The organism is Clostridioides sp. GD02404, assembly GCF_045898275.1.
In the GTDB taxonomy this organism is placed as follows: Bacteria; Bacillota; Clostridia; order Peptostreptococcales; family Peptostreptococcaceae; genus Clostridioides; species Clostridioides difficile_A.
The window spans coordinates 84,717-98,372 of record NZ_JBJOCA010000002.1 but is presented as its reverse complement, the minus strand read 5'-3'; the positions used below and the strand labels follow the sequence as shown (position 1 = coordinate 98,372).

9 protein-coding genes and 1 other annotated feature are annotated in these 13,656 nt (G+C 29.5%); of the genes, 1 reads left to right on the top strand and 8 read right to left on the bottom strand.

Going from position 1 to position 13,656, the window contains the following annotated elements:
• Positions 1 to 39: 39 nt before the first annotated feature.
• The 8 genes from Q3287_RS01970 to Q3287_RS01935 all read right to left on the bottom strand — a co-directional run bounded on the left by Q3287_RS01970 (position 40) and on the right by Q3287_RS01935 (position 11,273).
• Positions 40 to 2,541 (bottom strand): DUF3656 domain-containing protein, encoded by a 2,502-nt coding sequence (locus Q3287_RS01970; RefSeq protein WP_407963446.1) that lies wholly within the window; start codon positions 2,539 to 2,541, stop codon positions 40 to 42.
• Positions 2,542 to 2,700: 159 nt separating this feature from the next.
• Positions 2,701 to 3,381, bottom strand: coding sequence for a YoaK family protein (locus Q3287_RS01965; RefSeq protein ID WP_070442128.1), 681 nt, complete (start codon positions 3,379 to 3,381; stop codon positions 2,701 to 2,703).
• Positions 3,382 to 3,542: 161 nt separating this feature from the next.
• Positions 3,543 to 4,133 carry a cell division protein ZapA gene (gene zapA / locus Q3287_RS01960; RefSeq protein ID WP_070442131.1) on the bottom strand — a complete coding sequence of 197 codons (591 nt, stop codon included), beginning with the start codon at positions 4,131 to 4,133 and terminating at the stop codon, positions 3,543 to 3,545.
• 23 nt (positions 4,134 to 4,156) lie between these two features.
• A complete protein-coding gene (gene pheT / locus Q3287_RS01955; protein ID WP_407813831.1) occupies positions 4,157 to 6,550 on the bottom strand; it encodes a phenylalanine--tRNA ligase subunit beta in 2,394 nt (797 codons plus the stop codon).
• A 16-nt stretch (positions 6,551 to 6,566) separates the two neighbouring features.
• Positions 6,567 to 7,586: a phenylalanine--tRNA ligase subunit alpha gene (pheS, locus tag Q3287_RS01950; protein ID WP_054276039.1), complete on the bottom strand. Its 1,020-nt coding sequence runs from the start codon at positions 7,584 to 7,586 to the stop codon at positions 6,567 to 6,569.
• 49 nt (positions 7,587 to 7,635) lie between these two features.
• Positions 7,636 to 7,870: a binding site (T-box leader), on the bottom strand.
• A 174-nt stretch (positions 7,871 to 8,044) separates the two neighbouring features.
• Positions 8,045 to 8,842, bottom strand: coding sequence for an RNA methyltransferase (locus Q3287_RS01945; RefSeq protein WP_054276038.1), 798 nt, complete (start codon positions 8,840 to 8,842; stop codon positions 8,045 to 8,047).
• 171 nt (positions 8,843 to 9,013) lie between these two features.
• Positions 9,014 to 9,685, bottom strand: coding sequence for a TrkA family potassium uptake protein (locus Q3287_RS01940; protein ID WP_054269231.1), 672 nt, complete (start codon positions 9,683 to 9,685; stop codon positions 9,014 to 9,016).
• A gap of 211 nt (positions 9,686 to 9,896) precedes the next feature.
• The gene (locus Q3287_RS01935; protein ID WP_054276037.1) at positions 9,897 to 11,273 is read right to left on the bottom strand and encodes a TrkH family potassium uptake protein; all 1,377 of its coding nucleotides are present in this window, start codon (positions 11,271 to 11,273) and stop codon (positions 9,897 to 9,899) included.
• Between the two features lie 428 nt (positions 11,274 to 11,701).
• On the opposite strand from Q3287_RS01935, the gene Q3287_RS01930 reads away from it, so the two are divergent.
• On the top strand, positions 11,702 to 13,444 hold the full coding sequence (locus Q3287_RS01930; protein ID WP_407963445.1) for a peptidase M3: 1,743 nt from the start codon (positions 11,702 to 11,704) through the stop codon (positions 13,442 to 13,444).
• Positions 13,445 to 13,656: the final 212 nt, after the last annotated feature.

Here is a 13,656-nt window from a genome sequence, read left to right as displayed (position 1 = left end):
AGTTTATTTATATATTTATGTATATTTTTCATATTATATCTATTCTACACCTTTATAGTAGTGTCCTGCAACTGTTCCAATTTCATCCAACTTCTTATATAAATTAGTGGCCTTTTCTCCAAGCTTAAAATCATTACTCAAAACCTCAATATGGGCTTCAATAACCTTTTTAACCATATCACTATCTTCTACTGTAAAATCTATTCTAAACACATCTATTCCAATTTCATCTAACTCATATAGATTATCTAACATACAAGTTACCTTTGAATTGTAAATCGTACTTCTACAGAATATATCTTGTGTTATTCTATAACTTGCATCTGTAAAATCTCTTAAGGCATAGCTACTTTCCTTACATTTAGCAACTCTCTTGTCCTTTTTACACTCCCTAACAACAACTCCCATAGGGCAGTATTCTGTAATCATCATAGGAGTATATCCATATATTACTGCTTCAATTTCTACATCTGTATATTTTAAAGTTTGTTTGATTTCATTTAGATTTAATTCTTGTGATAAACAAACTGTACCTGCTCCCTCATCTTTGAAGTGATTTATACTTTCACTATTAAATGCATTTAAATAGCAATCTATATTTAAATCTTTTCCTTTAAAATATTCCATAGAACCCCAGTTACCAATTTGAACCTTATTGATTCCTTTTATATTATCTAATGTTTCAAATTGCTTATATTCCTTATTTCTAATAATTCGTGGTACTGAATATATTAATCTACTTTCAGTATTTTCAACACTAGAACTCTTTTCACCAGAAGTATTTATGTTATTTACATTTGAAACTATTGATTCTTTAGAAATATTTGATACCATTTCTAAGGCTTTTGATAATGTATTTATATCTTCATAATAAATTAAATCCACATTGTACTTTAATACTGCTTCTAATTGCTCTAAATTCTTGACTTTAACTCTGATTTTAGGGACTGTATTAAGTTTTTTCTGTTTATTTACTCTGTCTGGTTGGTATTTTAATCTATTCTCCTTAAACTTTCTACCTTTTATTTTTATTCTTTCTTGGTCTAAAAGCTCAATACAATCTCTTCTCATTTGATTTAGAACACTTATAGGCATACTTACACCTTCATCCAAATCAATTTCTATATCTTTTAATGTGTAAGGAGTATTACCAAGCTTTTGGATTTGTGTCTCTATTTTCTCCTTGCTTAAAGCTACTTTTATAGCTTTTTCAACTATCTTTTCTCCCTCTACAATTGATGTATTCCCACAGAAATCACTTATAGAAAGCACAGGCTTTTTACCTATTTTAATACTTGCTTTTGCTTTTATATTAGTTTTTATTAACTCCTTATCTTGTTGGAATGTAGCTTGTACTCTATCCATTAACTCACTATCTGAAGTCTTAAATATAAGCTGATTTCTCTTTGCTTCGCCAACAAAATCTAATTCTATCAAATCGCCTTTATGTGCTATTGTAGTTATCTCTCCATCTTTTATTATCCTTCCAATAGTACCTCCACCTAGATTGATTCCATCACCTTTTTTAAGTGTGTTTTCTAATATGACTCTAAGCCTTTTGCTTCTTCTATTGTAATCTAAAACTTTTCCAACATATAGACCTTGATTATTAGGTCTATTAGAGTTCATTACATCCTTACCAACTTCACCTAGTATATATCCTTTTGTAAACTTTCTATTAAATATAGTATACAAATTATTTATTATTTCATCAGAAATACTTATTTTATTCTTATCTACGAATTCATTAATTGCTTCTCTATATCCTGAAACTACAGTAGCTACATATTCAGGCTTTTTCATTCTTCCTTCTATTTTTAGAGATAATACACCTGCCTCAATTATTTTATCTAATTCCTCTATAGTACTTAAATCTCTAGGACTCAACAAATAATCTCCATCACTCTTTACTACTTCACCTGTATTTATATCTATCAACTCATATTTTTGTCTACATGGTTGTGCACATCTCCCCCTATTTCCAGACCTATTCCCTATCATACTACTCATAAGGCACTGACCTGAGTAACATACACATAAAGCCCCATGTACAAAGACCTCTATATCTACAGTCGTATTCTCACAAATCCACTTTATCTCATCGACATTTAATTCTCTTGCTAAAACAACTCTATCAAAGCCAACACTTTGAAGATACTTAACATCTTCTAATGAATGGGCTACCATTTGAGTACTTGCATGTAGTTCAAAATCAGGTAATAGTTTTTTTATAAGCCTTGCCATTCCTATATCTTGTACTATTAAAGCATCAATATCTATATCATATAAAAATTTTACATATTCTACAAAATCCTCTATTTCATACTGTTTTATCAATGTATTCACTGTGACAAAAACTTGTACTCCCCTTATATGAGAGTATTTAACAGCATCAATTAGCTCATTTCTATCAAAGTTGTTTGCAGATGCTCTTGCACTAAAGTCTTTACCACCTAAGTACACAGCATTTGCTCCATTTTGTACTGCTGCTTTTAATGAATCAAAAGAGCCAACTGGTGCAAGTAATTCTATTTTTTTCATATTTTTCTCCTCTATTTATACTTATTAGATTAATATAATTATCTATAACACACACACTTACATTAAATTTATACACTACTTACTATATCTAAATTGATATACTATTTACCATATACAGTATATCAAATAATAACTCATTTTTTATCAATTTACACTAAGTTAGTTTTCGTTAAATGAATCATCCTTATTGATAAACATAACTCCAAAGACTACTGCCAAAATAAAGAAACATACTAGGATTGACTTTTCCACAAAAATCTTTGTAAAAAAAGTTCCTAAAATAGCTCCAGATATAAAGAATACAATAATCGCATAATACTGCAAACTCTTTTTTATCATAAAAATATTCTTAGTCTGTATATAATGAAATAATGTTTCTGTAGCACTTCTTAAATTTCCAGTACACATTGTAGTTGCAAAACTGTTTCCATTTACTTTTCTAAAACTCTCTACCTGCATTGAACAAATAAAAGATATAGCAACATTTACAAACATATTAAATTGTCCTCTAGGTACAAAAGAAACTACAAGTATTGTAATCATTTCAATTATAATAATAACTTGACGCCAATGAATCTTAGAATTATCTTTAAAGTACTTTCTTATCTTCTCTGCTATAAATACACCTAACATAAATGCCAAAATAGGAATCAAGTAATAAAAAGATTTTTTTATATTCCCTTCTGCTATATTAAGCCCTAATAAAACTATGTTTCCAGTCTGTGCATTAGCAAAGACCTTTCCTCTTACTACATAAGTATAAATATCTAAAAATCCTCCTGTTATTGCCAATAAAGAACATAAGAAGAATGATTCAGACATCTGGCTCTGGCTTGTCATATATAAAACATCTCACTTTCTAATGATAGATACCAAATCAAAATTATTTTAGATACTATTTTTTATTAATATTAAAAAAACTTTTATCTGTATAAATATTTGTATTTATACATTAAAAGAAGCTGTCTCAACAAACAATAGAGACAGCAAATCTTTTAATTTTATTTTACATTTTTTTCATCATTATTTAACCCTGTACATTTTAGCTGTAAATCATAAGCTTTGTTTTGAAACTCAGAAGCTAAATTCTCAGCTATTGTAGCTCTCTCATTTGCCTCTTCAAGTTGAGCACTTAGTTCCTCAATCTTGCTTTTATAAGCATCTAACTCGGCTCTAGAACCTTCTGTCGTATTACTAAGTTCGAATATTTCTTGCTTTTTATTTTCTATAATATCAATTAACTCTTTCATCTTAGCCTCAGTTTCACGACTTTCTGCTTCTTTTTCTGCTATTGTAAGCTTTAGAGACTTGATTTCTAATTGAAGTTCTTCATTAGATGCCCCAACTTTTTTACTCAATTCTTCATTAGCTTTAATCAACTTTTCATTCTCATCTGAACATTCAAATAAAAGGTCTGATATATTTAATGCAGTTAGTATCGCAGCAACTGATAAGCTTAATTTCGGGTTTTGACGTGTTATTTTATCCATTTCTTTGTCAACAAAATCAGCAATACTAATCATAAACTTCTCTGACTTATCTCCAACCATTGGATATTCAGCGCCATGGATTTTAACCATTACTTTGTTCATCCTAACCTCCCCGACATTAGTTGTTAATTTGATCTTAAGTTAGCATTCAATTTTTCGCTTAATTCACTTAATATCTTATCATGCACCTTAGCTACATCTTCGTCTGTTAGAGTTTTATCCTTACTTCTATAAGTTATTGAATATGCAATTGACTTGTATCCAGCTTCTATTTGAGAACCTTTGTAAACGTCAAATAACTTGTAACTTTCTACTAATCCTTGACCATTTTCCTTTATTATATCTTCTATTTGTTTTACAAATACATCCTCTTTAACAATAAGAGCTATATCTCTTGATGTAGATGGATATTTTGGTAATGGTACATAATTCTTTGTTCTATCAGAATTATCAAATACAAAGTCAATATCTATTTCAGCGACATAAACTCTTTGACCTAGATTGTAATTTTCTATAACATCTGGATGCAATTCACCTAATGTACCTACATATTTATTATTATACACTATTTTAGCACATCTACCAGGGTGGAAGGTAGTATTATTATCTTGAGGTTCAATTTCATATCCTTCAAATCCTACATTTACAAGTATTGTTTCTATAGCACCTTTTAATGCAAAGAAATCAACATCTTTACCATACATACCTACACACATTCTATTTTCTTCTTTAGGTAACTCTGAATCTTGTGGTATGAATATATGTCCACACTCAAATGCATATACTTCTTCTATTTTATGAGATACATTAGTTGATAAAACATCTAACATGTTTGGTATTAAAGTAGTTCTCATTACAGAAGTTTCTTCTCCTAATGGGTTAAGTAATTTAACAAAGTTTCTCTTAGCATTACCTTCTGGTACTCTTATCTTATCTACTCCCTTAGGGCTTACAAATGAATATGTTAATATTTCGTTTAATCCTACAGCAGTTGAATTATCTTTTAAAGAGTCCATGAATTTTTGTTTTGAAGTTTTGATTCCTGCTGTTGTATTTCCTTCTAATTGTACAGAAGGTATGTTTTCAAATCCATAAATTCTAGCTATTTCTTCCCATACATCAGCTTCTTGCTCCATATCTGTTCTAAAACTTGGTACATCTATTTCTAATTTATCATTAGCTATTAAATTACATTTAAATTCTAATGATTCTAAAATTCCCACAAACTGTTCCATTGGTACATCTACACCTAGAAGATGATTAATTCTTTGAGGATTTACTACCAATTTTTTAGGCTCTGGTTTATTTGGATATACATCTACAACACCTTTTAAAACTTTACCTGCTCCTAACATCTCAACAAGTTGTACAGCTCTATTTGCTGCTATCTCTGCAATATTAGGGTCTAAATCTTTTTCATTTCTTGAAGATGCTTCTGATCTAATTCCAACTTTTTTAGCTGTCATTCTTATGTTTTCTGGTTTGAAATTAGCACTCTCGAAAAGTACAGTTTTTGTACTGTTAGTTATTTCTGAGTTAGCTCCACCCATTACACCAGCTATACCAAGCGATTTTTCTCCATTTGTTATAACTAGCACATCTTTATCTAAAGTTCTTTCAACATCATCTAATGTTACAAGTTTTTCTCCATCTTTAGCAGTTCTTACTACTATTCTTCCAGTCTCTACTTGATTTATATCAAAAGCATGAAGTGGTTGACCAAGCTCTAACATTACGAAGTTTGTTATATCAACTATGTTACTTATAGGTCTTACACCTGCTTCTGTAAGTCTTCTTTGCATCCAATATGGAGAAGGTTCTATTTTTACATCAGTAACCATTCTAGCAAAATATCTTCTACATAAGTCTGGATTGTCTATTTCAACTTTGAAGTCTATCTCTTCATCACTTTCTTTTACTTCAATTTCAGGATATTTTACTTTTGTTCCTATAGTTGCAGCTGCTTCTCTAGCTATACCTATCATACATTTGCAGTCAGGTCTATTTGAAGTTAATTCAAAATCTATTAAAGCATCTTTTAATCCTAAAACATCTTTTATATCTTTTCCCAATTCATATGAATCTTCGTGGTCTAAAATATATATACCACCTCTTTTGTACTCTTCAATGTAATGTTCATCTATACCTAATTCAGCTGCTGAACACATCATACCATCTGATAATTCACCTCTGAAGTCAGTTTGTTTGATTTCAACTCCTCCAGGTAATTTAGAACCATTTACAGCTACTGGAATATAATCTCCTTCTGATATATTTGTAGCTCCTGTAACTATTTGAACAACTTTATCTCCAATATCTACCTTAGTTATAACTAACTTATCAGCATTTGGATGTTGTTTTATTTCTAAAATCTTTCCAACCAATATATTTTCTATCTCTTCACCATAATAATCTATTGTTTCAACTTTAGTTCCTGTCATTGTCATTTTATCAGCGAACTCTTTTACATCCATGTCTATATCAACATAGTCTCTAAGCCATTTTAAAGATACTAACATCTACATACCCTCCTAATTAAAATTGATTTAAGAATCTCATATCATTTTCGAATAATAATCTAATATCATCTATTTCATATTTAAGCATTGCAAGTCTTTCAACCCCAACTCCAAATGCAAATCCACTGTAAACCTCTGGGTCTATTCCACAATTTCTAAGAACATTTGGATGAACCATACCTGAACCTAATATTTCTATCCAACCTTCATACTTACACATTGGGCAACCTTTACCGCCACATTTGAAACAAGTAACATCAACTTCTGCACTTGGCTCTGTAAATGGGAAGTTGTGAGGTCTAAACTTCGTTTTGATATCAGAACCAAACAATTTTTCAACGAAGATATCCATAGTTCCTTTAAATTCTGCCATAGTAACATCTTTCCCAACAACAAGCCCTTCTATTTGATGGAACATTGGTGAATGTGTTGCATCTGGCGAATCTGATCTAAAGCATCTACCTGGTGCAATTACTTTTATTGGTAACTCTTGACTTCTCATAGTTCTTACTTGAACTGGAGATGTTTGAGTTCTAAGTAATACACCATCATTGATATAGAATGTATCACTCATATCTCTTGATGGATGGTCTTTAGGAGCATTTAAAGCATCAAAGTTATTATCAACAGTCTCAACTTCTGGCCCTTCTGCTACAGAGAATCCCATTCCAATAAATATGTCTGTTACTTCATCTATGATTTGAGTTATTGGATGTCTCTTTCCAACCTTTAGAATTTTTCCTGGTTGAGTAACATCTATTACTTCTTCTTTTAATTTTCTTTCTTTTTCAATAGCATTTAATTCTTCTTTCTTAGAATTTATGCTAAGTTCAATATTCTCTCTTACATCATTAGCAACCTTACCAACTACTGGTCTTTCTTCAGCAGATAATTTTCCCATCTCTTTAAGTATGGCAGTTATCTCACCTTTTTTTCCTAAGTACTTAACTCTTAAACTTTCTACACTTTCTATGCTTTGTGCCTCTTTTATTTCAGCTAAAGCTGCTTCACGTAAAGCAAGTAATTTTTCTTGCACACATATCACCCTTTCGTTTTTTTGTATAAAAAAAGCCCCTCAATCCCTGTCTAGGGACGAAAGGCTATAGTTTCGCGGTACCACCCTAGTAGTTTAACAATTAAAAAATCATCAAACCACCTCTAACAAACTTAACGCGTTTTTCACGTCAAAGCCTACTATCAAGTTTCAGCTCTGTTACTCCAGAGGGAACTTCTCCTGACCTCTTAGAAAACACTCCCAGCCTAGGTGTTTATCTCTTTACTAAGTTTAATCAAAATACTTTCCTCTTTCATTGTATCTACAATATTATATTGTTTATTTTAGTATTATATCATTTCCATTCAAATTATGTGACTATTTTTAATATACATCTAATACATAATTAATTCAATTATTTTTTTAAATATATTGACTATTTTTGATACTCTACTATTTAATTCAAGATTATAACATGACATTATATTTATTACAATACATTAAATCAAGTATTTTTTTATTTCATACATCAATATAGCAGAGCTTATTGCTGCATTTAACGACTCAGCTTTACCATATATAGGTATCTTAACCAAAATATCAGACTTTGATACAAGTTCTTCATTTATTCCATTAGCTTCATTTCCTATCACCAAAGCAACTTTTGAACCATAATCTATTTTATCATAAAAATTATCTGTATTTAGATAGCTTGAAACTATATTAAAACCCAATGATTTAAGCATGTCCACAGTATCATCTTGAGAGGCATTAATTATGTTCATATCAAAAATAGAGCCCATAGTCGACCTAATTACCTTTGGATTATATATATCAACACATCCCTTTAGTGCTATTATGGCATCCACTCCAGCAGAATCAGCAGTTCTTATTATAGTTCCCATATTTCCTGGGTCCTGTATTCTGTCCAAAATCAACACAAATTTATCTTTGTTATTTATATTTTCTTTTAAATTTTTTTCTTTAAATGAAACCACACCTATTATACCTTGGGTGTTTTCTGTATCTATAAGTTCCTTAAAGTTTTTATTACTAGTCTTATATATCTTTGTGTTTTTTTTATCTAAATCTTCTAATAGTTCCACATGTTCCTTCTTATTTTCAAAGTCATCATTGATAAATACATAATCAAGACTTGCCCCACATTCAAGTGCAAGTACTACTATTCTATATCCTTCTATTATGAACTTCGATTCTTTATTTCTGTTTTTTGACTTCAATAGTGCTTTTGTATACTTTAACTTTTCATTATCCTTACTGCTTATATTCGTAATCATTTTATCTAAATGCTAAACTTATCTTAGCACAACCTCCTTACTTTACTTTTAATTAAAATCCTACTCTTCCAAATCCTACTTTTGATTAAATAAAAATAGTATCATATAACTATTCATAATTATATGATACTATCTACTTTTATTGCAATTAAATATATATTAAATAATAAATTATCTTCTTCTAATTATCCCCTTATTTCCAGATGTTATGGCTGTTATACTAGTATTTTGACCAATTATAACTAGAATACTTCCAGCTGTAAGTTCTTCATCTGGAGAAGGTGTAACATTTATATTTTTACCTGTTTTTATAGCAAGTACAGTTATCTCATATCTAGCTCTTAATTCAAGCTCTACTAAAGTCTTACCAACCCAACCATTTGGAGTTACGATTTCAACAATTGAGTACTCTGGGTCAAGCTCTATATGGTCTAATATGTTATCAGAAACTAAATTGTGTGCAACTCTTACTCCCATATCTCTTTCTGGGAATACAACTCTATCTGCACCAATTTTATAAAGCACTTTAGCTTGTAATTCATCCTTTGCCTTGCATATTATCAGCTCTACACCCATTTCTTTAGCTATAAGAGTCGCCATTATAGATGCTCTTATATCAGAACCTATTGCAACTACTGCCACATCAAAGTTACCTAAACCTAATGATCTTAATGCTTGTTCATCAGTAACATCTACTATAAGTGAGTGAGTTACCTTATCAGATACACTTTGAACTGAATCTTCATTTTTGTCTATTGCCATTACTTGATGTCCTAAAAGATGCATAGTAGATGCAACGGAACTTCCAAATCTCCCACACCCAATGACTATATATTGCTTCATCTCGAAACTTCCTCCCTAATACACAATTTGTATAATATCATTTAAATTACTTGTTATGCATATAAATTTTATATATAACGTATAAATTTTATATATACATATATTAATTTAATTTTAATTTACTATTTTTATTTATGTTTTACTTATTAATCAAACTTATTTGTTCACACTACTATATCTAATTCCATTACTTTACTAATAAATTTATATTTTAACCAACCATAATCTTACCTTCTGCATATCTAACTGGTTGGCTCTTTCTTCTACCTCCAGAAAGTATTGCCATAAATAAAGTAAGAGAACCAACTCTACCCATAAACATAAAGATTATTATTATAATCTTTCCTAAAGCATTTAGGTTTGGACTTCCAGCTAAACTTGAACCTACTGTAGCAAGTGCTGATGTAACCTCAAATGCTGATTGAACTAATGTAAAATTAGGCTGAGTTATTGAAATAATCAAAGTCCCAAAAATAACTGCTGATATACTAATTACAAATATACCTAGAGATTTTTTTATAGTTGCTGGTGCTAATCTTCTTTCAAAAGCTTCTATATCTGATTTTCCTGATAGAAAACTTCTAACAGTAATTATCAAAACAGCCAGTGTCGTAGTTTTTATACCTCCACCAGTAGATGCAGGTGATGCTCCAATAAACATCAAAATTATCATTATAAATATACTACTTTCTTGTAAAGTAGCTAAATCAAGTGTATTAAATCCAGCAGTTCTTGCCGTTACTGATTGAAATATTGCTGATAATACTTTTCCCTTTAAAGGCAAGTCCGCCATAGTGGCTTTTTGATTAAATTCTATAATAAAAATGAATAATGCACCTACTATAATAAGTGTCGCAGTTGAAAATAAGACAACTTTAGAATGTACATTTAATTTTGATAATTTTCTTTTTCTTACAATATCAAGCACGACTGGGAATCCTAGCCCCCCAAACACTATAAGTGTAGAAATAGTCATTGATATTGTGAAGTTATTTACATAAGAATTTAGTGATGTAAATGGTCCACTTACACTTCCCATCAAATCAAATCCGGCATTACAAAACGCTGATATTGCGTGAAATACACTATACCATATTCCTCTAGATAAACCAAATTGCGGAATAAAGACAGTTGATAAAATCAATGCACCTATTCCTTCTATTGTTATGGTTATTATTAATACAAATCTTGTAAGTTTTACAAGACCTGACAAATCAGCTTGATTCAGTGATTCTTGTATTAATAACCTTTCTCTTAGTTGTATTTTTTTTCGTGCCATAAGTGAAAACATTGTGGCTACAGTCATAAATCCAAGTCCACCAATTTGTATCAACGTTATTATAACTATCTGTCCAAATAAACTCCAATAAGTTGCCGTATCTACCATAACTAGACCAGTGACACAAACCGCTGAGGTAGCCGTAAATAGAGCATTCAATAACCCTATACTTTCTCTACTCTGCGACGCTATCGGGAGTGTCAACAACAATGCTCCAATTACAATAATCGCTGCAAACCCAGATACCATTATTTGAGTAGGTCGCATTCCATCTGCGTAGAGAATAAGTCTTCTAACTATTGTTTTCAACTTTCTTTATACCTCCTTAACATAAAATCACTACTGTTAAGACCCTTAATTTGTTTATTTTTAGAGCTTTCCTCTAAATTATTATTCTATTATAGTATAAATATTGTATAAAGACAATGATATGAATCCTTATAATTCTTGTTTGGAATATTGCAAATTTTTATATATATCTTTTAATTTGAATTTTACCAAAAACATCTATATTTTTCACATATAATAGGTCTAAAACTATCATAGTTTTTACTATTTTGTACTTAAAATTTATTTATCATTTTATTAAGATAAATTTCATATACTTTTTTGAAGTTAAATTTTTTATATTATTTATAAGCTTGTATATATTTTTATGTTAAATTTTCTTAACATGCATTTTTTATATTTAATATAGTAAAATAACTAATAACTATATCCATGATTGGAGGATTTTTATGATTAAATCCAAGAAGAAAATATTTGTTTCTCTAATTTTAATTGCAGTTTTTATTATATTTGCATCATACATAAGAAATTATACTAATAACTCAAAAAAAGATTCAGTTAGAGGAACTATTCCCTTTGAAAAAATGGAATATAATCGTCCAGATATAAAGTCAATTTGCGAAAATATTAACACATATAACGACAAACTTTTAACATCTAAGACTGCTAAAGAACAATTAAATTTATTTAAAGATGTTGATAAGATTTATCAGGATTTTTACAGTACACTTACTATAGCAAAAATTAGAAACAATATAGATTCATCAGATGAATTTTACTCTAAAGAATATAAATATCTTATGAGTAAATCAGTAGATGTCGACATGGCATACAAAGATTTCCAGGATATATTTGTAACTTCTAAGTTTTCTAAAGAACTAGAAAAGGAGCTTGGGAAAGACACATTTAATTATTTAAAAAACATGGGAAAACTTAATTCCAAAGAAGTTGAAAGTCTACTTAAAAAAGAGCAAGACTTAGTTGTAAAATATGAAGACCTTTTATCTAAGTCTACAGTACCAATAGATGGTATAGAGACAGACTTTGAAGAGGCTTTATCAACACCAAATCTTAGACCTGAAGAATATGTAAAGATTTATTCAGATTACTTAAAAAAATACAACCCTATATTTGGCAATATATTTTTAGAGCTTGTTCAGACAAGAACTGAGATAGCAAGCAAGTTAGGATTTAAGAATTATATAGATTATGCTTATATGAACTTAAATAAAGATTATTCTCAAGAAGAAGCAAAGAAATTTAGAAAAGATGTCAAAGAGTACATAGTTCCACTATATAGAGAGATTTCATCAATACCTCCTGATTCTTCTATATATACTAAGGTATATAAAAATCGTTCATTTAGGAAGTTTGACAAGGTACTTGAAGACATATCTCCAAAATTAAAAGAGAGTTTTAGCTATATGAAAAAATATGACTTATATGATTATTCTTCTGGAAAGAATAAATCGCCTGGAGGATACACTACTTATATAAATAAGTACAATGCACCTTTTTTATTCAATACATGGGACAATTCTTTTTTGGGCGTTACTAGCTTTGCTCATGAGTTTGGTCATTTTTATAACTATTACAACAACATTAATCTAAATAACAAAATACAACCAAGTATAGATATATGCGAAGTCCATTCAACATCTTTAGAGATTTTGTTTTACAAGTATTTTGATGACTTTTTTGGTAAGAAATCTGAGGCTATAAAAAAAGAACATTTATCGATTGTTCTAAATACTATTATTGATGCTTGTCTTTATGATGAATTTCAAGAGATTATATACAAAAATCCATATATGAGCTTAAATGATATAAATAAATTATTTTTTGACTTAGAAGAAGAATATGGAGTGGCAAATAATGTACTTAAAGAAAAGAATGCTCCTTTTTGGATACTTGTATCTCATAACTTCCAAGTTCCTTTTTATTACTTGAGTTATGGTCTTGCATCTGATATATCACTTCAAATATGGAAATTGTCACAAGATGACTATAGAAAAGCAGTTAATGTGTATATGGATTTTTTAAATCAAAATACAGATGCTGGTTTTAAAGATGTAGTAGAAAAAGTAAACTTACAATTACCCTTCCAAAATGGAAATTTAGAAGAAATAAGTTCTACTTTATATGATTATTTTGGCATAGATAATCCACTTGAACTAAAGAATGCTTCTTAATCTGAAGCACTCAATTTATAATACTAAATTTACAATACTCAGTTTGATATTCAGTTTGATATTCATTAATACTGACCATACAATTACTATTTAATAATTAACACTAAACATCTAATTACAGTGTAATAAAATAAACTGATAAAACATCAGAGATTCCAAACTCTCTAGCCTTTAGATTTTCTGATGTTTTATCTATTAATAATGATTGATTG

Excerpts from the sequence above, each read along its gene's own strand:
- Q3287_RS01970 (WP_407963446.1), bottom strand. The coding sequence starts at position 2,541 with ATGAAAAAAATAGAATTACTTGCACCAGTTGGCTCTTTTGATTCATTA.
- Q3287_RS01965 (WP_070442128.1), bottom strand. The coding sequence starts at position 3,381 with ATGACAAGCCAGAGCCAGATGTCTGAATCATTCTTCTTATGTTCTTTA.
- zapA (WP_070442131.1), bottom strand. The coding sequence starts at position 4,133 with ATGAACAAAGTAATGGTTAAAATCCATGGCGCTGAATATCCAATGGTT.
- pheT (WP_407813831.1), bottom strand. The coding sequence starts at position 6,550 with ATGTTAGTATCTTTAAAATGGCTTAGAGACTATGTTGATATAGACATG.
- Q3287_RS01945 (WP_054276038.1), bottom strand. The coding sequence starts at position 8,842 with ATGATTACGAATATAAGCAGTAAGGATAATGAAAAGTTAAAGTATACA.
- Q3287_RS01940 (WP_054269231.1), bottom strand. The coding sequence starts at position 9,685 with ATGAAGCAATATATAGTCATTGGGTGTGGGAGATTTGGAAGTTCCGTT.
- Q3287_RS01930 (WP_407963445.1), top strand. The coding sequence starts at position 11,702 with ATGATTAAATCCAAGAAGAAAATATTTGTTTCTCTAATTTTAATTGCA.